General features: G+C 70.1%; 4 protein-coding genes. 1 reads left to right on the top strand and 3 read right to left on the bottom strand.

Annotated features, from left to right (window positions below; genetic code table 11):
• The first annotated feature begins 74 nt into the window (after positions 1-74).
• Positions 75-2,507, top strand: coding sequence for an ATP-binding protein (locus ACZ54P_RS23940; protein WP_465463790.1), 2,433 nt, complete (start codon positions 75-77; stop codon positions 2,505-2,507).
• 8 nt (positions 2,508-2,515) lie between these two features.
• On the opposite strand, the gene ACZ54P_RS23935 is transcribed toward ACZ54P_RS23940, so the two are convergent.
• The 3 genes from ACZ54P_RS23935 to ACZ54P_RS23925 all read right to left on the bottom strand — a co-directional run bounded on the left by ACZ54P_RS23935 (position 2,516) and on the right by ACZ54P_RS23925 (position 25,564).
• Positions 2,516-2,773, bottom strand: coding sequence for a hypothetical protein (locus ACZ54P_RS23935; protein ID WP_465463789.1), 258 nt, complete (start codon positions 2,771-2,773; stop codon positions 2,516-2,518).
• 114 nt (positions 2,774-2,887) lie between these two features.
• Positions 2,888-3,313 carry a hypothetical protein gene (locus ACZ54P_RS23930; protein WP_465463788.1) on the bottom strand — a complete coding sequence of 142 codons (426 nt, stop codon included), beginning with the start codon at positions 3,311-3,313 and terminating at the stop codon, positions 2,888-2,890.
• A 117-nt stretch (positions 3,314-3,430) separates the two neighbouring features.
• A complete protein-coding gene (locus tag ACZ54P_RS23925) occupies positions 3,431-25,564 on the bottom strand; it encodes a WXG100-like domain-containing protein (protein ID WP_465463787.1) in 22,134 nt (7,377 codons plus the stop codon).
• Positions 25,565-25,886: the final 322 nt, after the last annotated feature.

Below are 25,886 nucleotides of genomic sequence, written 5' to 3'. Positions count from 1 at the left end.
GCGGCCGTAACCTGCCGCACCGGTGAGACCGAGGTCAACTTGAGTCCGCGGGGTGGGGGTGGATAATTCGGCCCATGACGAACGCCGCCTTGGGAAAGGCAGCCCCGACCTTCAAGGCGATGCTGAAGGCGTACCGCGTTCGCGCAAACCTCACGCAAGAGGAACTCGCCGAGGGATCCGGGGTGAGTGTCCGGGCCATCAGCGACATGGAGCGCGGGATCGCCAAGAGCCCGCAACGCCGGACGATCGAAGCGCTCGCCGCGCCGCTGACCTTGACCGACGAAGAGCTGACCGGCCTCCAGAAGGTCGCGAGGCTGGGCCGTGCCCAGCCGATCGCCGCGCCCGGGCCCGCCGGGATCTACGAAGCACCGCTGATCGGCCTGCTGCCGGCGGACGTCGACGACCTCACCGGACGCGAGGGCGTTCTCGACGCGTTGCGTGCCCTCTCCGCGGATCTGCGCGACGGTGGCCGCCGGTCGGGCCGGGTGGCCATCCTCAGCGGACCTCCTGGAACCGGCAAGACCACCCTCGCCGTCCGCGTGGCGCACAACCTCGCCGAGGAGTTCCCCGACGGCAGGCTCTTCCTGAAACTGCGCGGCATGTCGGCCGAACCGGCGAATCCGGCGGACGCGCTGCACCTGATCCTGCGCTCGCTGGGTGTCGACGCCGTCCGCATCCCGGCCGACGCGGAGGACAGGGCGAGTTTGTGCCGCTCCCTGCTCCGGGATCGGGCCACTCTGATCGTCCTCGACGACGCGGCCGACGAGGCCCAGGTCCGTCCGCTCCTGGTCGGCGGGCCGCGGTGTCTCACCCTGATCACCAGCCGTCAGATGCTGGTGGGCCTGGAAGGCACGAGCAGGCTCCCCCTCGACGTGTTCGGCGAGGACGACGCGGTCGCCTTGCTGTCGACCATCATCGGGGCGGGCCGGGTCACGCGGGAGCGGCGGGCGGCACTCGAACTGGTCGAACTGTGCGGACGGCTGCCGCTGGCCTTGCGCATCGCGGGCAACCGGCTGGCGAGCCGCCCCGCCTGGCCGCTGTCGCGGCTGGTGGACCAGCTCCGGGACCGCAGCAGGCGGCTGACCACGCTGACCGCCGGCGATCTCGACGTGCGCAGTGTGTTCGAACTGTCGTATCGCCAGCTCAGCCCGAACGCCGCCGCGGTGTTCCGGCGGCTGTCGCTCGTCCCGGCGGCGGACTTCTCGGTAGGGGCCGCGATGACGCTCATCGAGGCGTCCGACGAGGACGACGCCGCCGTGTTCCTGGAGGAACTGGCCGACGCGAGCCTGTTGCAGACGTCGCAGGAGAACGGCCGGTACCAGTTCCACGACCTCCTCCGGGTTTTCGCGACCGAACGACTCGCCAGGGAGGAAACCCCCGAAGCCGTCGAGGCGGCGGATCACCGGCTGGCCGACTGGCTGGTGCACACCGCGACGGCGGCGGGCCGCTACTTCCATCCGACGGACGGGGTCAGCCCGCTTCCGGTCGCGACGCCGTCGTTCGACGAGTACACCGGAGCGGGCAGGTGGCTGGAGGTCGAGCTGAAGAACTGGCTCGCCGCGGTCAAGAGCGTCGCCGCCCGCGGTGACCACCGGCCGGTCCTCGACCTCGCCGAAGCCATGCACTGGTACTCGGAGATCGGCGGGAACGCGAGTACCTGGTACGACGTGTTCGGGCTCGCCGTGGACTCGGCCATCGCACTCGGCAGCAAACGGGACGAGGCGGCGCACCGGAACTATCTGTCCTGGGTGCACGCTTCGCTGGGCGATCAGGCGGAAGAGGCCGCCCGGATGGCCCAGCTGGCGTGGGACGCCGCGGTGGAAGCGGGCGACCACCGCGAACAGGGCTGGGCACGGGTCTACCTGACCAACGCCCACGCCCGCGAGGTCGGCCGCACCACGTCGCCCAAGCTGTTCGACGAAGCGACGCGCCTGTTCGAAGAGGCGGGCTATCCGCTCGGGGTCCATGTGGCCAGGACGATGCGGGCTTCGTACTGGTACCGCAACGGCCGGTTCGACGACGCCGCCGAAGAGTTCGACGTCTGTGTCCGCTATTTCTCGCCGGAACACGGCGGCTCGCGCACTCCGGTGGACGACACCAACTACGCGTACATGCTGCTGCGTTCGGCCCAGAACCTGGCCGCGCTCGACTCGTTCGATCGGGCACTCGCCCAGTGCGAGACGGCACTCGGCCTGTTCCGCCTGCACGGCGCGGCCATGGGCCAGGCTCGCGCGCTCCAGCAGACCGGACGGTTCCTGGTCCGCCGGGGCGACCACGCGAACGCGCGCCGCCGCCTGTCCGAGGCCGAGGGACTCTACGAGCGCATCGGGCTGACACAGGCTCAGATCGACACGCTCTGCGACAGGGCGGCGTTGTCCGAAGAGATGGGCGATCCGGCGGCGGCGCGCGCCGACCGGGAACGGGCGATGGGTCTCTGCGATCGGCTCGGCCGGTCCGAAGGCAGCAGACTCCGGGAGAAGCTGGCCGAACGCCTCAACGCCTCGTAGCCCGACGGTCAGGCGGAGGTGCGGGTCAGTTCGTCCCAGGTGATGTGCCCGAGCAGGACGTCCTGGATGGTGTAGCGGGGCGTGGGTTCGAACTCGGCGATGACCGCGGACCCGCCTGCCCTCGGCAGCCCGGCGGCCGCGGCGATCCGGCCACCGAGTTCACCCGCGTCCAGGTCACGGATGTCGTCGCGGGAGACGTAGACGGCCACCATGTCCTCTTCGGACCGGTCGGGGCGACCGTGGAAACCTCGGATTCGTAGCGACACGTCAACTCCTTGGTGTTGAGCGGTTCTGCGACTCTGCATTCAGTTAACGGCACCCGGCTCCCGGTCACCATGAACAACCACCAGCAGAAGAACCGGAAGGAAGGTCCCGCCGGGTCAGCCCGCGCTCCACACCGGCGCCCGCCCGGCACCCGGTGGCGCCAGCACGAATCCGGCCGCGCGACCGACGACGTCCGGAGGCACCGGCGCCGTGGACGGCCCCCGCTCCCGGAGGTGGCCGAGCAGGCCCGGCTCCGGCGCCAGTCCGTGGTGCTCCAGGTAGTAGGTGACGGTGTCGGTCCAAATCCACGTCCCGTCGGTGCGGAAATTCGCGGGCACGACCGCCGTCCGGTCCGGGTCGAGGACGTCGTCCAGCAAGGACGGCGTGACCAGGACGGGGGTGCCGCCGGTCAGGTACGCGACCAGCGCCCGCAGTTCCTCGGGGTCCTCGACCCGGGGATGGCCGGGTGCGAAGCCCGGGCCCGTCACGGGGTCGACGAAGTCGAACACCTTGGCCAAGGTGAACTCTTCCGCTCTGGTCATCGGGTACCTCCTGCTGACGGGCATGGGTTCGCCACCTCAGCAGACCGCACCGACGATTCCGGCACCAGGCAGGAGAGGCGGCAGAACCGCCCGCCGGTTCCCCCGGTCCGGCGCGGGTCAGTTCCCCGCATCCGGCACCAAGACGTCGAAGATCCAGTCCGAACCGGGCGCCGGATCCGGGCTGTGCGCGACTTCGTCGGCGACCTGCGCGGTCACCGGCCCGCGCGAGGAGCCACCCTGTGCCGGGACCACCACGGTGGTGGCGAGCCGTTCCCGTTCTTCGGCCACGGCCTGGTCGAAGAGCGCGAGAAGATCCTGGTACTTCTTCTCGTAGGCGCTGGTATAGCGGAACCGGTGTTCCTCGGTCACCAGCACGTGCGCACCGTCCACCACCTCCACGCCGGTCAGCTTGTCGTAGCCCTCCTGAATTTCTCCGGTGGTGTGGTTGACGAACTTCGCCTGCGCGCTGTACGAGGAGAAATCGGCCTGGTAGTACTGGTGGAACTCGCGGAACAGGTTCCGGACGTCGACCGCTGTCGGTGTCCCGCCGCCCGGACGTCCCACGTGCACGGCGAGCGTGCGCACGAAGTCGTAGACGCCACCCGCGGTCATTCCGCCCATCCCCCGGAAGTAGTAGCCGAACGGATCCGAGTCCACGAACGCCCGCGCCAGCTCGAAATCGCGCTTGCTCGCCCACAGCCCCTCGTGCCGGTTCAGGTAGCCGACCGCGCCGCGGTGCTCGGGTTCCCGGTCGTGGCTGACCTGGGCGTCGCCGTACTGGTGCTTGGAGTTCACCTTGTCCATGTCGTGGAACAGGATCGCCTTGACGATCGCCTCGCGCCGGACGAACCGGTCGGCGTCCTCGTGGCCGGTGGTGAGCGCCAAGTACCGGTCAAGCACCATCTGGGCGTGCTCGCCGAAGGTGTTGGGTTTCGTCTCTCCCGGGGCCCGGTCGGGCCGCCCGACGGGGTCGGGCTCACCGGGCCGCACCGGCTGGATCTTGACCGTCTCGGCGAACTTGCGCGCCAGCTTGTCGTGCTCGTCGGTGACGCCCTCGTCGAGTTCCTTGAGGAGCTTGTCCAGGATGTCCTTGCCGGAACGCACGCCGGGTTTGTCGAGTCGGACACGGATCGTCTCCGCCAGGTCGTCGCCGATCCGCCGGTGGTCGCGGAAGATCGCCGGATCCTGCTTCTGGGTGTGTCCGAGTTCGTACCGGCGCCAGCGGCCGTAGTCGTTCGCGAACGGAGCCCCTTCGATCGCACCGTCGACAAGGCGGCTCTTGCGCGTGTCGAAGTCGACCTTGATCCGTCGTTCGTCGGTGGCGATGACCGACCCGATCTCCGCCTGTGTGGCGTATTCCGGCAGCAGGGCCATGAACTCGTTCGCCTGCGCGTAGCTCACCGGAGTGAGCTCTTCGTCATCCACCAGGTCCGGATCCCGCACCACGGCGGTCGCCTTTTCGGCCAGTTCCCGGCGGCTGTTCTCCTCCCCGAACCTGGCCGCGTTCTTGTGCGCCAGTTCCGCGGCCAGCGCCTCGGCCACGGCCGCCTGCTTGTCGCGGAAGCGAACGCCGAGTCCCGTCACGTCGAGGTCGACCAGATCGCTCTTGGTGATGGGCTCCAGCGCCTTGGGGAGGATGCGGGCCTTGAACTGGGCGGCGAACGAATCCGGGCCGATCCTCACTTCCGTATCGCGCACCAGCTTCTTGAGCTTGTCACCGCTGACCACGTCCGCGACCACGGCCTGGGTGAACACCTCGCCCCGGGAACCGGAAAGAAACGGCTTCTCGCGCTTCTTTTTTCCTTCCTCCTTGACCTCGTGCGGGTCTTGCGCTGTCTTCACCTCGGGCGGCTCTTGGACGCTTTCGACCTCAGTGAACTCCTGCGCCGCCTCGGCCTGGAGTGACTCTTGCTCGTCCTTGCCCTCCCTTTTCTTCTTCTTTTCTTCCTTTTTCTTCCTCTTCAGCTCTTCTCTTATCTTCTTCTCCGCGTCCCTTTCCTTCTTTTCCTCCGCTTTCCTCTTTTTGTCTTCGTCCTTCTGCCGCGCTTCCTCTTCCAGTTCCTCGGCCCACCGCGAGTTCAGGCGGTCGAACCGGTTTCGCACGGCCGTCTCCACGATTTCCCCGATTTCCCGGCCGAACTGGCTCTCCAGGGCCTCTTGCCCGAATCCCGTCGCCACCGCGTCCCGCACCGCGGCGGCGCTGACCTTCGCCGCCCTCCGCGGAATGTCCGGATCCGCTTCGAGGGCGGCCTTGATCTCGGCGAGGGTGCCGACCCGGGGCGGATCCTTGTCCTCGGCCGTCTTCTTCGTCGCTTCGACGAGCACCGAATGCGGGTTGTTCAAGGATTTGTTGAGCTGGCCCGTCACGGTCGCCCTGAGGTCGTTGTCGCTCACTTTGACGCCGTCTCCGGCATGCGCCCTGACCACCACCTCCAGCTTCTGCCACAGCTTCGCGGCGAACTGCTCGACCAGTCCCTTTCCCGGACCGTTCGTGTTGAGGAAGGCGTTCATCTCCTCTCGACGGCGGGCGGCGTCGTCCGGCAGGCCCTTTCCGGTCGCCGGGGGGAACTCCGGGATGACGTCGGCCGCCGGGCTGAAGAAGGCGTCGGGCGAGCGCATCCAGGTGTGATAGTGATTGCTCAGCGTCCTTGCCAGGCTCCGCAGGGCGTTCGCGTCGTTGCGGAAGTACTTCTGGCCGTCGGCGGCCCAGCTGAACCACGGGTCGTTCTCCTGGCCGAGTGCGGCGGAGTCGAAGTCCGGTCGCAGGCCGAGCCGGACGAAGAGATCGGAGAGCTCCTCTTGGCGGCCCGCGACCTCCGGCATGACGGTCACCTCCCCGCCGGCGGTGTAGGTGACGAGTGAACCGGGGAGCGCGTCCTGCCGCAGCCGCGTGAACTGCGAACCGCGGAGGCCGAACTGGTTGGTGTCGCCGTTCTGGTCGACGTTCATCGACAGCTCGTTGTCCCCCGCCGCGACCTCGACCACCGACTGCTCGGTGACTTCGAGGAAGCTCTTGTGCGGCACGAGGAAGGACCGCAGCATCGGCTGCATGCCGTCCTTGAGGTTGCCGTCGGTTCCGTACTTGACGATCCACTGCACCGCCCGCAGCGGCCGCCCGCCGCCGACCCAGAAGACCTTCGGTCCGGTACTGCCCGCGCCGCTGAACGGCGTGACCGTTCCGTCCGCGCCCTGATGCACGTCCTTGAACTCGGATTCCCGCGTCGCCGGGGTGAGAACCGCGGTGTAGAGCCGGACGTAGTGCTCGCCCTTGATCGTCTCGATCTCGAACTCGCCGCGGTGCACCACCTTACGGCCGTGTGAGGTCAGCAGCACCGTCGGACCGGGGTAACGGACGTTCGGGCGTCCGATGTGGACGTTCTCCCTGGTGCCGAGGTACGTCTCCGCGCCGTCGACCTCCGCGCGGACGAGGTGCACCGGCCGCGCCGTCTCCCCGCCGTGACTGGTCCACGTGCCGTCCTGGCCGAGCACGTGAACCCGCACTCCGGCGGCTTCCGCGATCGCCTCGAGGTCGGTGCCGTCCGGATGGTTCGCCACGAATTCGCCGAGCCTGGCGATGATCCGGGCGCGTTCGCGTGGCGCGTCTTCCGGCAGGCTCTCCATGAGGGCTTCGCGGAACGCGTCGTGCGGCGTGTTCCCTTCGACCAGCACCGGTTCCAGGCCATGGACGGCCAGCACGTCACGCTGCGCGGAGTACAGGACACCGCGGCCGAGCACCCGGCCCGGATACGGATAGCTGATCTCGATGGAGTTGACGCTGATCGACGACTTCGACGAAAGCTCGGAGAAGTTCCGGTCGACCGGCGCCGGCCTCGGCGGCGAGGTGAGGCCACGACCGTCCTGCCCGGTGGAGCCGAGATCGCCGTCGGCGGACGGCAACCGGTCGAAGGCGGTGGCGTCCACCGTCGCGGTGACCCTGCGGCGCCTGCGCGCCGTGTGGTCGTCGACCGAGATCTCGAACAGCGGCCGTCGATCGGAATCGGCCAGCTTCTCGGGCACGATAGGGAAATCCGCCGCGGACAACCGCGCGTCGGCGGGCCCGGAGAGCCGCTCGGCGAGCAGTTCGCGCAAGGCCTGGACGACAGCCTCACCACGCCGCTGTCCCATGAGCACCGCACGACCGAACGGGTTGTTCCCGTCCCTGAACCCGACCCGCAGCACGGGCGGCGCGACTCCTTCCGCGGCCCGCCACCGGGCCAGCGCGACGACGCGGTCGACGAAGGGCCCGAGCGACCGCGAGACCTCCGCCCCGAGCACCGCCGCCCCTTGGCCGAACTCGCCCTCGAAGCGACCGGCCGTCTCGTGCCCGGTCATCACCGTCGTCAACGCGTCGTCGAAGAGCGCGCCGGGACCGGACGTGAAGAGCTCGTGGAAACTCTGGCCCACTTCGGCATCGACGAGGCGTAGCCGCACTTCCCGCGTGCCGGGATGGACCTCGACGATCAGCTTGCCACGGCCGTCCGTGCTCTCCGCGACCACCGGCCCGAAGTAGCGGCTGAGCCGGAGCCCGTCCTTCTTTCCGACCGGTGCCAGCACATACGTCTCACCGACCTTGGCGACGGCGTGTTTGCCCACGCCCAGCCGTTTCGCCGCCTGATCCAGCGCGGGCGCGAAGGCGGGATCCGCCAAAGCCTCACCGTATCCGGAATACGGTTCGTCGTTCGTCAACCCGGCCTGGGAGATACCGGCGACGACTTCCAGCGGTGAGAGTTCCCCGGCACCATCGTGCGCCGCCGCGACCAGGACCTTCGCCAAAGCATGGCTGCCGTCGACCCGGTCCGAGACCTGACCGGGCATCGTCGCGAAACCGCCGTCTCCGCGCAACACCGTCTGCCATGGCTTTCCACCGATGACGGTTTCCGCGACCTCCAGGGGATCCGCCCCCGGCGACAGCGGGGACCCGTCGGCCCGGACCACCCGGACCCGCTGCCGCCCGTCCGGTCCCACCGGGTCGGCCACCAGCCGGATTCCACTGCCCACCAACGCAAGCCGGGCGTTCGCCGCCGTCACCACCGAGGGCGACGCCTGGAACACCAGCGCCCCCGCGTCGGCATCCACCAGCAGCGATCCGTCCGAAGAGGACCGGTTTTCCTCGGTGATGGTCAGCTCCGGCCCGGAATCCGCGGAGAGCCGCACCGCGCCGTCCAGTGCGCCCACGGACTTCCCGAGGGCGTAGCCGGACGGCCGCGCGGTGGTGCGCCAGTCCTCTCCCGCTTCGACCACGACGTGGGCGCCGATCGGGCGCGCTCCGCCCGCCGAGCCGGTCAGGTGCACCCAGTTCCCCTTCGGCGCGATCACCGGACGTCCTTCGGAATCGACTCCCACGTTCCCGGTCACCACGAGGTGGCCCGCTCCGGCCGGATCGGCCGTGTGGGGCACGAAGTACACCGGCCCGTCGGGAGCGACCGCCTCCACGTCGACACCCCGCGCCCGCAGCTCGGCGAGCACCTCGGCCGCGAACGACTCGCGGCCGCCGGAACCGGCGCCGCACGACGCGAACATCACCGGCTTCGCACCGTCCCACCAGCCCTCGTCCTTGGCACGCACCAGCATCGCGGCCACCTCGGTGGGGATCAGCTGCCTGCTCCCGATCCCCGGGACGTCGTGAACCGGAGCACCGTTCACGTCCCCGTGCGCGAGAAAGGTAAAGAACCTGTCGTCCGCCGGGAAACCGCCGAGGGCTCCGGCCAGCCGGGGGTCGTCCAGCCGGATCCCGCGGTTTCCTTCGAGCGGGACCATGGTGATGTCGTTCGCGGCGACCGGATCCGGCCGCACCGTGATGATCACGCGGCGGCGGCGTTCCTCCGGGGTCAGCCGCGGATCGTCCGGGGCGCCGGTGAGATCGCGCCCCTTCGACCGTGCCGTGACCCGGATCGTCGGAACCCCGTCGGTCACCGGGTCGGCCGCCGAGGCGACCTTGACGATCTGTTCGTCTCCCTGCAGACGGGCCAGCTCTTCACCGATCTCCCGCACCATCCGGTCGCGGACGACGTCGGCCCGTCGCTTGCCCGTCTTGACCGCCTGCGCGGGCACGAGCCGCCGGCCGTTGCCGTAACCGGTCACGGTCACGACCGGCATCGGGCGCTCGTTGTCCTGCCTCCACAGCGCCGCCCTCGCCACGCGAGTCGCCACCGAGGCGAAGGTCTGCCCGTCGGACTCCCGGATCACGGCCGATCCCTCGTCGAAGGAAACGTGGGAGGACCAGTCGGTGGCCGGGCCTTGACCGGCCGCGACGACGACGGTGACCAGGTTCGGCATGGAGAACGCGTCCGGGTTGTGGTACGCCGCCAGCTGTTCATGGAACGTGTTCCCCGGGTTCTTTCCGTACCCGTGGAAATGCCAGTTGTCTCGTTCCTTCGGCCAGGTGGCGAGGTTGTACACGGCACCGCGCACCTGGTCCATGGCGACTCCCGCGTCCGGATGCTCGTGTCCCTTGGCGGTCAGGACCTCGGCCAGCGCCTTGAACTTCTTGGCCGCGTGCAGCTTCAGCTCCACGGTTCTGGCACGGGGATCGCCCGCCGCCCGCGCGGCCCGCAGTTCGGCGTCCAGATCGGCTTCGAGCAGATCCCACGTCCCCCGATGATCACCCAGTACCCGGATGATCGCCTCGTCGACGGCCTGCGTCCGTGCCACGGTGTGCGGCGAATTCTCCAGTGAGATGTTGAATTCACCGTCCAGGCTCGTCGCGACCACCGCCGCGAAGTGGTAGCCCCACGGATTGCCGCTGGTCGCGATTCCCTTGGCGAAGTCGATGTTCATCGAAGGCACGCCGGTTTCGTCGTCGTAGGGCATCGAGTTGGCGCAATAGGCCTCGCCCACCGACGGCCACGCGTGTTCGTTGACCCCGATCGCCTCCGCCAGCCGGTCCATGGCCGCCCTCCGCCCGGCGTTCGACGGCTGATGGCTCATCACCCGGCCGTATTCCCGGCCAGGCCGCGGCGCGCCCGGTCCCCCTCCGCTCGGCCTGGTGTCCTTGACCAGCTGGGTCACCCCCCACCGCGAATCGACCGCGTCGGGATCGTCCGCTCCGCCGTCGACCGTGGTCACCAGCGCCTCGGCGAGCATGCGCGTACCGGTCACCTCGATACCGTTGGTGGAGCTGATGTTCCCGACCGCGGCGGGTCCACGCGTACCCCGGAAGACGGCCGCGTCCGGAAGGCCGCCGATGATCTCCTGCGCCATGTCGCGGCAGATCTCGGAAGGCTTGTCCCAGAACTTGACCGTCACCCGGTTCAGCCGGCGTTCGACGCCGTCGTGCTCGACCACCAGGGCGACGTCGTGCACGACGAGTTCGATATTGCTGTTGACCTTCAAAAGCCCGGCTCGGGCTTTCGCGATCACTTCGGGCACCGCGAAGAATTCCTTGTTCTTCGAGGCGCCGACCGCGATCGAAGCGTCCTTGGAGATGGTCAAGGGACCGTGCTCCGTGCTGATCAGCTCCTGCACCGGAGCGACGAAGGGCGCCGACCTCGAAGTCACCTCGGACACGTAGCCGGACGGATGGGTGAACACCGGGCCGGTGCTCGCGCCCGGCCCCTTTTCGACCCGGAAGTCCGTGGTCACCAAGAGGTTCGGCCGAGGGGCACGAAGGTGCGCGACCGCCATGTCGTCACCGTCGATCCGGACCCGGTACTCCCCCGCCCCGCCCGCCGGGGAATCACCGGTCGACACGACGACCTCGCCGGTGATCTCGTCCCGCTCGTCGTCCGTCAGGCCGTCCCTGGCCGAGACCTCCTCACCGATCAGTTCGTAGAGCGTCGATTCCAAGGCGCTGTACCGGCGTTCGTCGAGATCCGCGTCACCGGTCGGCACACTCGACAACTCGACCGAAGGCGCCGGGAGGGTCAAGTACGGATGCAGCCGAAGACTCTGCAGGACATCGATCAGCTGCCGCGCGATCCGGCCCAGCTCACGACGCTGCCCCTCCGTCAGTTCATCGGAACCCTCGGCGAAGTCGACCACCACCGGGTCCAGGAGATCGTCGTACTCCTTCACCGTCGCACGGCGATCCGCGGCCGCGTCCTCGATGACGTCGTCTTGGCGAGACGGGGCGTTCTGCACCGCCACGAGCTCGTCGAACACGGACTGGGCCCACGAGATCCCGGGCTCGGGTTCACCGTCGGCCTCGTCGGCGGGAAGGCGGGTGCCGCCGGGCAGCCGGGGCCGTTCCAGGAGGGAGGTCTCGCTCCATTTCCGGAACGCCTCGTCCAGCTTTTCCGGATCGTTGCCCCAGGCGCGAAGGTCGTCGGTCGCCTTGGCGACGCCGTCCCGCGCGACTTCGAGCGCGGTTTCGGCGTCCGCGAGGTGCCCGGGATCCCGGGAGCTTCCCGCACCGCCCTGTTCAAGACGCGACCGGAGTTCGGCGTGCTCCTCCTTGGCCCGGCTCAGTTCCCGGCGCGCGCCGAGGAGATTCGCCCACGCGTCGCTCCGGGTGGCCGGGAATCCCTCGGTGGCCGGGCCTTTCAGCTTCGGCCAGGGGTGGCCGCCGGCGTCCCGGTCGAGGATCTCGCTCCAGTCCTCGGCGTCCCGTAGCCAGGCTTCGGCGAGGAGCGCGCCTGCCGACGGTGGCGGGACGTCGACGACCTTTTCGGCCTGTTCCTCGACAGTCCTCGCCCGTAAGCCCGGCGCGATCTGGTCGGTGACCCTGAGCGGGTCGGCCTGGCGCAGCCGGATCACCGACGGCTCGTACCACTTGGCCGCCCTGCTGACCTCGATGACCTCGAACGTGGAACCCGGCGGCAGGATCCGCTCGTCCTCCACCGGCACGGCCAAAGCGTCGTCGATGACGAACGTGACATTGCCCGGCTCGCCACCGGCGACCAGCACGGTCGGTTCGGTGACGAAACCGCCCTTCCGGAAGAGGTCCAGTTCCGCGGCCGAGCGCCAGGTGTGCACCGTGATCCGGGTCCGCTCCCCGGCCTCGGACAGCGCGTGCCTGCGGGCGCGCACGATCTTGTCCCGGTGTGCCCTGGTGTCCCGGCTCGCCAGGTCCGGCGCCAGTTCCCGCGCGTCTTCGACCACGTTCTTCAGGGCGACCATGTCGAGGAAGTACTTCGGGGCCGGGCCGTCACCGGGGTGGCCGGTGAACGGCGTCCCGGCCCGGGCGGGTGTGGCGCCGATCTGGCGGAGCGTCACATGGAGCTTGCCGTCCCGCTCCTCGACCTTGAGCACGTCGAACGTGGTCCCTGGCGGAAGCAGCACCTCTCGTTCACTGGGGCGCACGGACGCCGTGGGGATGTAGGCGGCGTCGTGGACCAGCGCGTGGACGATCACCTTGCGCTCGCGATAGAGCACGCGTTCGCCTTGCACGCCGCGGAAGAAGCTCCGGTCGGTGAACCGCTCCCCCTTCTTGAAGAGCTCCTTGCCCGCCGGGATCGACAGGTCCATGGCCCGGGTCGCCGATCCGGTGTGGCGGGCCGGGAACCGGGTGACCGCGGACGCCAGCAGCCGGGACAACGACGCCGCGTATCCCGGGCCCGTCCCGGTCTTCAGATGGGCGTCGATGGCCGGGGTGTGCGAATGGCTGTAGGCGCGGATGGCGGCCAGTTCCGCCTCACCCACCGACGCCAGCTGCGGGTGGTTCTTCAGCACCTCGGGGACCTGCCGCAGATACGCCGCCATCTCCTGCTGGGAACGGAATTCCTGTTCGTCCGCCGCGGAGGCGAGGAAACCCGGTTCGTGCTCGGTGGCCCGGCGCGACGGCGGAGCCGGGCGGGGGTCGTCGCCGACGAGGGCTTGAGCCCGGTCGGAAAGCAGCTGGAGGTTACGGGGTTCGAGGACGACGTCGCCGGTGACCGCGGCCGCGGTCATCAGGCCCGGTCCGGTCGCGACCCGGCCGGCGCCGTCGGTGTGCTGGAAGACCGGCGCGTCCGGCGAATCGACGAAGTACTCGTCGTGCAGGCCGAGGAAATGGCCGAGTTCGTGCGCGAACTGGACCTCGGTCCCGTCCGAGGGCCAGTGCCGTTGATCGGCCGGGGTGCCGGGGCCGGTCACGAAGACCGTGCCGTGGGCGTCTTCGCGGTCGGTGAACTCGACCTCGACCATCAGCTGCTCGCCGCCGGGCAGCCGGTAGCCCTGGTTGAAGTACTCGTTCACCCCGGACCTGACCCTGGCCTCGAAGGCCGTCATGTCCACTTCGGACTGTCCGATGTCGTCCAGCCGCAGTCGGACGGTGTGCAGCCGGACCCGGACGGGTTCTTCTCCGCCGCGTTCGATCGTGAACCGGCGCAGGTCGTAGCCGATCGTCGCCCGCCACGGGCGTCCCGAACGGCTCAGCCCGCCGTCTTCGGAGCGGACGGGCACCGGCGGCGTCTCCCGGTGCGCGGGTCCGACGTCCGGACTGGTCACCGGATTCGCGATCCGGTGGTCGACGGTCACCGCCGGATCCGCCGCCCGCCACCAATCCCGTGCCGCGCCCTCGCGGGTCCACGGCTTGCCCGCCGGTCGGCTCACCGCGGTCGGCGACGCGCCGACGGAGCGGCGGACCTCCGGATCGGCGGGCACCGGCGCGGCGAACAGCAGCGCCACGGCCCGGTCGGCGGCCGCCGTCAGTTCCTCGGGTGACGCGTCCGTCGTCCGCTTGCCGATCTCGCGGTGGAGCCGGTTCAGGGTCGTCGACGCCGGGACCGCGTCCCTGTCCCGTTCGGTCGCCGCGAAAGCGCGCTCGAAAGCGCCTGAGGCGGCGAACAGGGCGTCGGCGATCGCCTCCGGGTCTCGCATCAGGTCCTGGAACAGCGGGTCCTGACGCAGGGTTTCGGCCACGACCGGCGGCGTGTCCATCAGCACGAGCTCGACCAGCCTGCGCGGCAGCGGGGCGTTCCGGTCGTAGTCGAGACCACGCCACGGCGAGCCCTCGGCGATGAACGGATCTTGTCCATTGTGGATGATCGCGGCGACGTCGGACAGCGCACTCCGCAGCCGTCGCGGCGTGACCGGTTCCAGCACCGTGCCGTCGCGCGATGGTGCCAAGGCGGACACCAGCACGGCGTCGTTGGCCAGCGCCCGCACGTTGCGCGCGAGCTGCCGCAGTCGTGCCTTCTCCTCGGTGGCATCGGCGTCACGGGCCCGGGTTTCCAGCTCACCGAGGGCACTGTCCAACTGTCCCAGCGCCAGGTCGTTCTCGCGTCCCGGGGTGAGCTCGCCGGTGCCCGCCAGCCGGGAGAACTCGGCGAGAGCGGTGTCGAAGTCCTTGCCGGACAAGCGGAAATGCGAAAGGCCCGCGGTGGCCGCACGGTACCTCGCCTCGATGTCCGCGGCCGGTACGGGATCGGTCCGACGCGGTGGGGCGGCCGGGACGGGGCCGGCCGGGAAGGCGGCGTCGTCGGCGGGCCGGACCGTGACGTGCGACGCGCCGGCGCGGAGGGTGCGTTCGAGGTCGGTCGGGCCCTGGACCCAGCGACCGGCTTTCGGCGCGGGCGCCCCGACCACCGCCGAGTACACGTCCTGCACGAAGGTCGTGCAGTTGTGGCTCGTCAGCTTGTACTGCCTGCCGGACAGGGCGAGCACCCGCTCCAGTCCCCGGAGGACGTCGTTCGCGCTCACCAGGTGGTCGGCGGTGTAGGTGGTGGGTTTCTCCCGGGCGGGGCCCACGTGGACCGTGCCCGGCACGGTCGCCCACTGCGGGGAAGGCGGATTCTCCGGCGCGAAGTCGATGAGGGTCCCGTCGCCGAGGGGATCGTGGATCTCGATCCACGCGTGGCCCGAATACCGGGCGGCCAGGTCCCGGTGCCGGGTCTTCACCTGGAACCGGAACGCCGGCCGGTCCGGGTTCAGCAGCCGCATCCGGTCGAGGGCTTCGGGAAGGCCGGTCCGCATGAAGTACTGCGCGACGGTCCGCTGCTGCACGACCTGCGATCGGGTGGCCCGGTCGGACAACCAGTTCTGCACCGATTGCCCTTGCGGTACGTGCCCTCCTTGTCCGTTCTGGACGAAGGCGACGAGCGCCGATTCGGTGCCCGTGTCGTCCTGCTGGTACGTGATCGTGATCGGCCGGAATTCGAGCACGACACCGTGCTCGTCTGTCGCGGTCCGCAGGGCGGTGCGCAGCGCGGCTTCCAGATTCGCCCCCCGGCGCGTCGCCAGTGCTTCGTCCTGCCCGCGTTTCACGACGATCTCGATCCGCCGTCCCGCGACCGGTCGCGTGAGCAGTTCCTGGGCCAGGGACCGCACGAATCCCTGGAAGGCCAGCGGATCGACGGTGTCCGTCCCGGGCCGGAACGAGACCTTGGTGTACGGATCGAGCAGTTCGACGTCGTCCAGCTCCGCGATGGCTCCGACGGCCTCCCGCAGCTGCTTGTGCAGCTCTTCGGGGCCGGTCACCAGCCAGCCCGCCGACGGAGCGGGCGTGCCGGTGGCGCGCTCGAACAGGCCAGCGGCGAAGTGCAGGGAGTTGAACGACAGGGTCTGGTGCGGGGTCCGCAGGTTCCGCAGCGCGTGCTCGAAGGCCCGCAACATGCCTTCCGCGGAGATCCACACCTCGTAGCTCGCGGTCGCGGTGTGGCCGGTGCCGCCGAGCCGCACCGCCGGGTCTCCGTCGCCGCCCGGGTGGAACCCGATCGTTTCCCGGGTCCCGTTCGGCAGCTCGAACTCGACCCAGGCGTGACCGCGGGCGCCGACGAGCGGGGAAAGCCGCGGCGCGGGACCGCCCGGATCGACCGACAGCCGCAGCACGGTGTTCCGATCCCGCGCGGTGGGCAGCGGCAGGTGTTCGTCGAGGTAGGCGATCAGCGGAGACGAGGCCCAGAGGTTCGCGTCCTCGCCGAGCAGGGTCGCCGTCCGCGACAGCCACGACTTCACCGTCTCGTCCGGCAGAAGACCGAGTTCCGTGCGGAGGTCGGCCTCGTCGGTCCGGATCAGCGCCATGGTCACCGAACGGCGCCGGGCGGCCGGGTCGTTCGACACCAGCGGCGGAAGACTGCTCCGGTGCGCGACGACCGGTTTGACCTCAAGGGACGCCTCGGACAGCTGTAAACGCAGCGCTTCGGCCACCGCGTTCGCCCTGGCGAGCGCGGTCTCCCGCCAGCCGACGATCGCGTTGCCGTCGCCCGCGACCTGGATCCAGGGCGTGGGCAGCGACGCGTCCCGCCTCGTCATCACGTCGGCCGCCGCTGGGGCCCAGGCGGCGAACCGCCCCACCGTGGCGAGGGCCTCGTCGTCCAGGACGCGTGATCCCTTGGCGAAGGTGACCGCGGTGCCGACGGCAGGCGAGGCCGCCTCCGGGCCCGTTTCGGTGACGTCTTCGGGGTGGCCGTCGATCTCGACGAACTCGCCGTCCTTGTCCACGTTGACGCCTGCCAGCGCCTGGACGAGGTTGATCGTCTGGGTCGGCGCGTACACGGTCCGGTGGTGGCCCAGTGTCGCGAGCTCGTGGCGGAAGTCGTAGCCACCGCCACCGGGTTCGTTCCGCTGTCCGGATTCACACGCCAGCAACACGATCGGTGCTTCGGGCCGGGTTTCGAGGGCCTGCCGGAAGTCCGCGTCCTCGAGCGCCCGCCGGGCGAGCTCCGCGCCGGTGATCCGCTGGGCGAGGAATCGTCCGGGGATCTTGACCCGGAACCGGTCCGGACCGGCGTGGAGATAGAGGAAGATCGGCTGCTTCGCGACGTCTTTCGCGGCCCACGGGGCGGGCCTGCTCACCGACCGGGGCGCTTCCGGCTGCGACGATTCGGGCTGGTTCTCCGGTTTCGGGCTCAGGCTGCTGTACTCGACGACAGGCCGCGTCGCGGTCGCGCCCGACCACATGCGGGCGATACCGTCGTCCCCTTTCTTGCTGGGGAAGGCGATACCGACGACTTTGCCACCGGCGCCGGTCATGGTCTTGACGACGGCCGTGCTCGTGGAACCCTCCGGGGCGGGTCTCGAAGCCGTCCTCGTATCCGTGTCACGGGTCGCCAGGACCCTTGCCGTGGCGAAGAAGTCGGCCGACGGTGACAACGCGACCCGCACCGGCTCGCCGTCGCCGGGCCCGAGCCTGACCGTCCTTCCGTCCTCGGTCAGCAGCTCCAGGTGGACGCCGAGCGCGACCGCGACCTCCTCCGGCGTGGGTTCCCGCAGCGAGGCACCACGTTCCCGTAGTTCCGCCCGGCGCGCGGCGGAATCGGGCGCCAGTGTCCGGGCGATCGCCTCGACGAGGTTCGCGCCCAGGGTGTCGCCACCGACCTGGACGACCTCCCGGCGCTCTCGCGCGAGCGCGGACCGCTGCGCGTCCGTCAATCCGGCGCCGTCGGTGGGCCGGGTACCCGGCAGCGCGTCCTGGCCGGGGTCGGTGAGGCGATGGCCGGGGCCGAGCTGGCTGTGCAGGACGTGCTGGATCATCCAGGTGTGGCGGGGCATGAGCTTCGGGATCACCCCGGGCTTGACGACGTCCTTGCCCATGATGCTCTCGTCGCCGGTGACGACACCGGTCGTGCCGTCGTCCTCCCGGCTGAGGAACACCCGGTCCTTGTCGTGTTCCTCGTCGGCCGCGCCGAGGTAGTGCAGCAGTTCGTGGGCCAGTTCCTCCGGCGTGGCGTCGGATCGCCAGGTGGTCTGGGTGGTGCGTTCGTCGTCACCGGCGACGACGTCGTACGCGCGGTACCGCGGGTTGCCGTCCCGGTCGGTCAGCCGGTCGCCGGTGAACTCGATCCGGACGTGCAACTGGTCGCCGTTCGGCAGGCCGTGGCGTTTGTTGAGCAGCCGCTCGACGCCTGCCGTGGCACGGTCCCGCAGTTGTGCGAGTTGCTCGTCGGTGATGCCGCGTCCGGCCACGAGGTTGATCGGCACGGTGAACTCGGTGACCCGGCGGTCGCCGACCTGGAACCGGCTGACGCCGTACCGGATCACGCCGTCGTAGCGTTTGTCCTTCCCGGTCCGCACCGTGGTGAGCACGTCGGCGGTCTCGGTGGCCACGGACCGCCTCGGCGTGGTCGCCCGCAGCGGCTCCCACTGCGCCGGGTCCAGCGGGTTCGCCACCGAGAACCAGGGCGCGTCGGTCGCCCGGCTGTGCCGCCACTTCTCGTCGTCGGCAGACCCCGGCGGCGCGGTGAGCCGCGCGAATTCGGCGTCCAGCGCGCCTTTCGCGAGCCACCAGGCGTCCTGTTTGGTGTCCACGAAATCGAGCCACGCGGCCTGCAGGGTGGCCTGGGTGCCGATCAGTTGCTCCACCGCGGCGGCTTGCTGCTCCCGTGCCTCCGCCGCCGCGGCCTCGGCGGCGGCCAGCGTTTCCCGTTGCGCGGCAAGGATGTCGCGGAACAGGTCGCGCCGGAGTTTCGCGTCGGCCCGCTCCCGGATGAGCCGCCGGACGTCGTCCAGCGCCTCGGCGAGCTCCTGATTCCCGTCGGCGAGATCCACCCGGCCGCGTGCCGCCGCCAGTTCGGAGGAGAGCACCCGGAAGGCGCGTGCCGCGTCTTCGGCGCCACGGGCGAGGTCGTCGAGATCGGCGGTGCCGAACTCCAGCGCCGCCCGCGCCTCGTCGGCGGCCGCGGTCACCCGGCCGTGGTGAAGCCGGGCGGCTTCGGCGAGGTTTTCGGCCTCCCGCAAGGCAGTCTCGGTCTCGCGGGCGTACTTGTGGTGCCGTTCCTCCAGCGTTCCGGGACGGCGGACCCGGGCCGCGTCGACGGTGGCGTTCCAGTCGACGCCGACACCGAGGGTCTTGACGAGTTCTTCGGCCCGGCGGCGGTGACCTTCCGCGCCGACCTCCGCGTCCCGCCACGCCTTCGCGGTCCTGGCGACCCTTCCCTGCCTGGCCTTCAGGCGGCGCGGCGTCTTCTGCCCGGTGACCTCCGCCAGCCCCTCGATCGGCATCCGCACGTCCGCCGAACCGGGCAATGAGACGTCCACGACCTCGGTCCGGCCGTCGACCTTGACCACGATCCGGTAGTCCACGTCGAAGCGCACGAGCGCGGTGCGCCCGACCGGTTTGAGGTTCGCGACGGCGGACACGGTCGTGCCGTCGACCGTGGCGTCGGCGGGCTCGCTGGTCCACCGCGCGTCGACGCCGGTGACCAGGCCGCCGACGTTGTCGCGTTCGTCGACGGGGGTGACCGTCGGCCCGGTGACGCCCATTTCGCCGGTCTCGGTGACCTTCCGTTCGGCCGAGCGGGCCGTCGTCGAGTTCTTCGGGTTCTCCATGTTGACGCCGTCGCTCAGCGCGATCGTCCGCGGTTTGCCGAGCCTCGCGTGCACCTCGACGTCCGCCCGCTTGCCCCGCAGGACGGCCGCCTCGCGCAAAGCGGGCACGGGCAGGGTTTTCGTCGTCATGGCCGGCAGGAACGCTTGCAGCACCTGAGGACTCAGGCTCGACCAGAGCGCGTTGACCGGCGCGGTGCCGTAGCCGGTGATCCCGCTGTCCGCCCCGGCCTTGGTGAGGGTGTCCCGGACGACCTCGCGCAGCCGCGCGGCGGCGCGCACGGATTCGACCGACGCCATGTCGGGCAGCTTGGTGACGGTCCCCCGCCGCCAGTTCTCCAGCGCCTCGGGCGTGGCGTCTTCGGCGGACAGCGGATCGGGAGCCGCGTCGTCACCGGTGCCCTGGTCCCGGCCGTCGCCGGTGGTCAGGTTGTCGGCCTGCAGCCGGATGCCGAGCGTGCGCTCCCCGGTGCCGACGGACGCGACCGTCTCACCGTCACGCCGCACCTCGAGGGTGAACTCGATCGGCACGTCGAACAGGGCGGCGGGGCCGGTCCCGGTCCGCAAGTGGGTTTCCTGTTCGGTGCGGACCTCCGTGACGCCGGTGACCTTGGTGGCGCCGACGCCCTTGGTGACGGCGCCACCAACCGACGTCGTCGTGGCGGAGCCGTCGTCCTGGTACTTCTGCTGCCCGCCCGCCCGGATCGCGGCCGACCACGCCTTGGCCGTGCTGTCGGCGTGGCTGGTGCGGACCGCGCGGACGGTGCTGTGTTCGACGGTCCGCCCGTCGTTGACCACTGCACGGAAAGCCGGTTCTCCCAGCGTTTTCGCGGTCAGCAGGAGCTGGTGACCGCTGTCGGTGAAGAGTTTCGGCAGGTGGGTGTGCAGCGGGATCCCGCCGTCCAGCGCGCTGTCCACCAGCCCGCGCACCCCGTCCGGCGAGACGAGGGCGGTCAGCCGCGTCCAGTTGTGCATCGCGTCGTCCAAGGACACGCCCGGCAGCAACGGGATCTTGGCCTTGGCCAGCTTCGCGGACAGTTTCGGCACGAGATCGGACAGGTCGGGCAGCCGCTCGACGGCCCCCAGCCCCAGCGCGCCCGGCTTCCCCGGCGGCAGGGTCGAAGGAGCCGCGAGCCGCTCGTCCCGTGGCCGTGGACCGGCGGGCTTGGCGGGGAGGAGACCGTGTTCCCGGGCCTGGTCTTCGGTGAGCCACACCTGAACCGCGCCGGGCAGGTGGACCGACTGGGCGGCGACCCTGGCGTCCGGCCGGATGAGCGCGGTCTGCTGCCGCGCCTCGGCGAGCACGGTGAAGTCGACGTCGAACCGGGCCAGCACCCGCGGCGTACCGGCCGCCGTCGTCAGGTTGCGGTCCACGACCGCGGAGATGTCGAGGCCGTCGGCCTTCGTGGTCGTCTTCGCCCACGGTTTGCCGGACAGGCCACCGGTCGCGGAACCGGTGGGGTCGTCGGTCACCGAGCCGGTGAGCGTCACCCCGGCGGTGATCGCCGGGCCGGTGCTCTCGCTCGTGCCGCCGTCGAACCGGAACCCGCCCGACGCGGACTGTTCAGCGGCCGCGTCGTCGGCCATCCGCACCAGAGTGGGTTCGCTCAGCTTCGCGTGGACGCCGATCCTGCCGACGCGATCCGCCAGCCGCCGGGAATGGACGAGGTCGGTGCTCATCGCGCCACGGGTGAACGACCGCAGCGCCGCCTTGATGTTGTCGGTGCTCAGCATCGCTTGGACGCTGGTCCAGGCGTCGCTGCCGGGCAGGGCGAGCGCCTTGTCGCCGTCCGACGCCTCCACCAGCGCCGCCAGCGCGGCCTCGCCGACGTAGCCGGTGTGGGCGATGCTCTCCACCCCGATCCAGTCGCCGACGACAGGCGGATCGAGTTCCTGGAAGTGGCCGGTGATCGACCGTGGCGGGTCGACTTCGCTGACCCGCGGAGTGCCGGGCGTGACCTGGCCCGCTTCGGTGGGCAGGGTCAGGCTGTCCGACATCCACACCGTGAAGTTCGCCGGCAGCGGGACAGACCCGTCCGCCGCCTGGTCGGGAGTGCTCCAGATCCGCCGGACTTCCGGCACCTGGAGGCCCGGCAGTCCGGGCAGCATCTGCCGGACCGTCGCGTTCAGCCGGGAGAACCCGGTGATCGACACGACGAACCGGCCTTCGTGCGCGAAACCCTCGGAGTCGGCGCTGCCGATGTCGAGGTCCGTCGACTCGGTGACCGGGCCCGCCCCGGTCCGGGTGCCGTCACTGCTGCCGTACTTCGCCGAAGCCGTCACTGTCGCCCCGAAGGTCACCTTGCCCTCGGGGCCCGCCGTCCAGCCTTTGGTCGTCGCGGAGGAGGTGCCGAGCGCCGGTCCGGTGGTCGTGGCCTTGCGGACCACCCGTCCGGTCGCCCGCCCGATGTGCTGGGGGGACTTCGTTTCCAGCCGCACCGTGATGGTGACGTTGTCCTGCCAGAGGACGCCCTGGCGTTTGAGGGTCACCGACACCCCGGCACCCAGCAGCGCGTCCATCCGGTTGCGCAGCGCCGACGGGGACAGCACCGCCTGCAGCCGGTGCTCGTTGGCCAGCATCTCCAGTGTCCGCGCCGCACCCGGGCGTTTCGCCTGTGTGGCCCGCTCGTCCCAGTCGGGCAGCAGATCCTTGTACTGGCCCGCCTTCCGGAGTTCGCCGCGGATCTCCGCCAGCACGGCGTCGGCACCGGTGAACTCGCCGACGCGCACGTTGCCCGCGGCGAGCCCGGCGGCCAGATGCGCGGGCGGGAACTTCGTCGCCGACGGCGGCGTGATCGCGTCGCCTGTACCGTCCGGGACCGGCAGGCCCTGCTCGGCGGCTTCGGCCATCCCCACCCGGGCGTAGACCGTCGCCGTGGTGGTGACCTCCTTGCCGTCCAAGGCCTGCACGACGATCTCGGCTTCGAACCGGTAGAGACCGATGTCCCCCTTGAGCTGGATCCCCGATTTCGCGGTCGACGTCCGGCCGGACACGACGGTGTCCACCGTCCGCGCCGAGTAGCCGCCGCCGAGCCCCGCGGCGATCTTCACCCCGCCGACGCCGCCACCGCCGCCGAGCGAAAGGGAAGCATCGAACCCCCGTTTGGTGAACGCGGAAACGGTCGAGCCGGTGGTCGCGGATTCGTGCAGCCGGAGCTGGGTCCCGGTGGTGGGGCCGACGAGTTCGGCCTTGGTCAGCACGGCTTTCATCCGCACGGCGGCCACATTGCCGCCGTCCGTGCTGAGCAGGGCGGGCGAACTGACCCAGCCTTCCAGCATGGCGCCGAAGTTCTCGCGGATCCCGGCGTTGCCGAGGAACGCGCGCAACGCGTCCCGGCCGGGGGCGCCGAACGCGGTGACCGGCCGCGGCAGCAGCCGCGCCGTCCCGGTGAACACCTCGGCGAGCTCGGTGACCGCCTCGGGCACCGGGTTCTGCAGTTTGCGCCCGACGTCGGCGGTCAGGTCTTTCGCGGCCGACCCGGCCGGTGGGGTGACCCGGACCAGATCGTCCGGCAGCCGCACGGTGACCTTTCCCGGCACCGGTTTCGCCCGCTCTGCACCGGTGGGCGGGCCGACTTCGGCACCGCTTTCGTCGTGGACGCTGACGGTGAACTCGACGTTCAGGCCCACCCGCCGGGAGCCCTCGCCGGACCGGATCGCCCGCTGGTCCGAAGTGGACACGGAAACGGTCTGCGTCGCGCCGGGCGCCGCCAGCGCGACCTTCCCGCCGACGGTGACATAAGGACCGGTCGGCGCCTGCACGGTCGCGGCGCCCCCGAGGTCGCCTGCCCGGAGGACGGCCAGGTTCTCCGCGTTCGACGTGCCGCCCTGGACCGTGAGATCCGCCTTGGTCTTCTCCCGCCGCTCGCTCACCACGTCGCCGCCGAGGGTGGCGCGGATCCGGACCTCCCGCCAGCCCTTGTCCGTGCGCAACGGGAAATACAGGCCGCTGAGCGCCGACTCGAAATCGTCGTGGACGGCGTTGCCGATCGTGTCGAGCTGCTGCTTCCCGGCACCGGGCAGCAGACGGGCCAGTTCGTCGCGAAGGGCGCCGGTGCCTTCGATCGCGAGCACCGGTGCCGAACCGAGCGCCTGGCCGGCGGCGAGGAACGGTGGCAGATCCGCGCGCGTCAGCTCCTGTTCGTCCTGGGCCGTCTCGGTAGTGTTTTCGGTGGTTTCGGTGGTGTTTTCGGTGGTTTCGGTGGTCTCCGGGATCAGCGGACCGGCGTCCTGGCTGTCTTCCCGGTGGAAGAGGTCTTCCGCCAGGAAGGGCTCACCGAGATCCAATTCGATCGCGGGTGCCGGGGCGTCTTCGGTGACCGTCTGCTCGATCTGAGCGTCTTCCGAAGTGGTGCGCGGCGGAGCGGGACGGGTCAGCGGGCGTTCTTCGTCCTCCGGCTGCCCTTCGTACGCCGGGGCCTGCTCGGAGACGGGCGGAGCGTCCTCGGCCGGTCCCGCGTCGGAAGTGGTCCGCACGGCGGTCGGCGCGGTCTCCGTCTCCGCCGTTTCGACGTTCCTCTTGCCAGACGAGCTCGTCTTGACCTCCGACGGCGGTTTCGTGTCCGAAGTGGACTTCGTACCCGAAGCCTTGGTCTCCGAAGTCTTGGTGTCCGAAGCCGTCTTGTTATCCGAAGCGGTCTTGGTGTCCGAAGTGGACTTCACGTCGGCCGGGGATTTCACGTCGGCGGTGGCTGCCGAGTTCGGCGCCACCGTGGGAACAGCGCCGAGCGAACCCGTGCCGGTGAAGCTCTCCTTCATCGACGTGATCGCCGAGTCGAGGGCGCGTTCCCCGATCCCCTCGAGTTTGTGACTGACCGCGCCGCCGACCACGCCGCCGGCGAACCCCATCCCGTATTCCGCGGCGGACACGGACTCACCGTTGAGCGCGGCCATCGCGGCCTGGCTCATCACCCCGGAGACGCCCTCGAAGAGGAAGACCGTGCTGAACTCGAAGGCCTTGGCGGCGAGGTTGCCGCCGAGCCGGTCGGTCGTGTTGCGGGTCAGGACGTCCGGCACGTGCTCGGTGAGCAGGCCGACGGCGTCCTTGCCCAGTTTGTCGTTGTGCGGCGCGAGCACCTTGCTCAGGCTGTCGTTGAAGGCCCCGCCGCCGCCCAGGCCGTGTTTGCTCCAGCTGTCCACGAAGGTGCGCGCGTAGTCCCGGCCGAGTTGCCGGGCCGCGTCGTCACCGAGGGTCTTGCCGAACGCGGTGACGAACCGGTCGGCGACCTCGTCGCTGAAACCCTCGATCGCGCGCTTCGTGAACGCGGTCGCCGGGTCGGTGAGCTGTCTGCCCGCCCGGTCGGTCAGCGTCCGGCCGATGTCGCGCACCCAGTTGTCGGGGAGCGCGTCCCCGTTGGGAAGTTTGAGGTCCTTGACCAGTTTCAGCAGGTCGTCGGTGGCGATCTTGCCGAAATCCTTGCCCAGCAGGCCGCCGAGCTTGCGGCCCAGTTTCTCGCCCAGCTCACCGACGGCGCCGCCGAGCACTCCGCCGATCGCCCCGGAGATCGCCGTCTGCTTGGTGGATTCATCGTCCCATTCGGTGCGTTCGCGTTGCAGGCGCTGCACGGCGGCGTCGATGATCAGCCCGCCGGTGATGCCGATGAACATCTCGAACACGATCGCCCGCACGAGCATCTTGAACAGGACGAGCAGGTAGCCGCGAGTGAGGGCGTAATGCCAGGTGAGGTTCGCGAGCGACGCGCCCGCGGTGACGGCGGAGAGGGCGTACTCCATCGCGATCTCGTACGCCAGCAGGAAAAGCTGGCCGATCGCGGAGAATTTCGTGTACTCGACGTCCAGCGCGATCTTGCGGCAGCCGTCGGCGATACCCTTCGTTCCCTCTGCCAGCTCCCCCAACAGGTTCGGTGACCCGCCGGTGAGCGGCTTCATGCTCTTGTCGAACGCCTCGCCCGCCTCGGGCATCGACAGCTTCTCGTCGATCGACCGTTTGACCCTGGCGATATCGTCCGGAAGCTCCTTCAGCAGTTCCGTGACGATGTCGTATTCCTGCGCCGCCCGCCGGAACTTGTGCTGATTGGCGGCCGGCCAGTCGACACCGAGGACCTGGAGAAGTGTCCGCGCCCACTCCGGCACGTCGCCGAAGTCACCGCGATCGACCTTGATGGGCACGGATCACCTCCTGACCGGTTCACCGGAGCCAACGCGGCCCGGGGGCCGAACGGTTCACCCCACCGGGTCCCGGCGAAGTCGCCCAAGGTCCCGTCCCACTGTGTCCCTGGACTGTCCATAAGGGACACTTTTCGACACAAAGGTGCCCGATTCGGGTGTCTTGCCCGGTTTCGCGAGTAGCTCGTGAGTGATTTGGGTCGTTCTCTCGAGAAGAAAGACAACCGTGTCGTGGTTGCGGGCGGGCCTGTTCGTCAAGGTGAGGGGCAGGGCGAAGGCGTAACACGCGTGCTCAGAGACGTAACTCGCGTGCCTGGACCCCGCA

Source organism: Amycolatopsis sp. NPDC034160 (assembly GCF_055575355.1).
The sequence above is the reverse complement of the archived record's forward strand: the minus strand, read 5'-3'. Positions and strand labels throughout refer to the sequence as shown.

Coding starts and splice junctions, on each gene's coding strand:
- ACZ54P_RS23940 (WP_465463790.1), top strand. CDS start 75: ATGACGAACGCCGCCTTGGGAAAGGCAGCCCCGACCTTCAAGGCGATG.
- ACZ54P_RS23930 (WP_465463788.1), bottom strand. CDS start 3,313: ATGACCAGAGCGGAAGAGTTCACCTTGGCCAAGGTGTTCGACTTCGTC.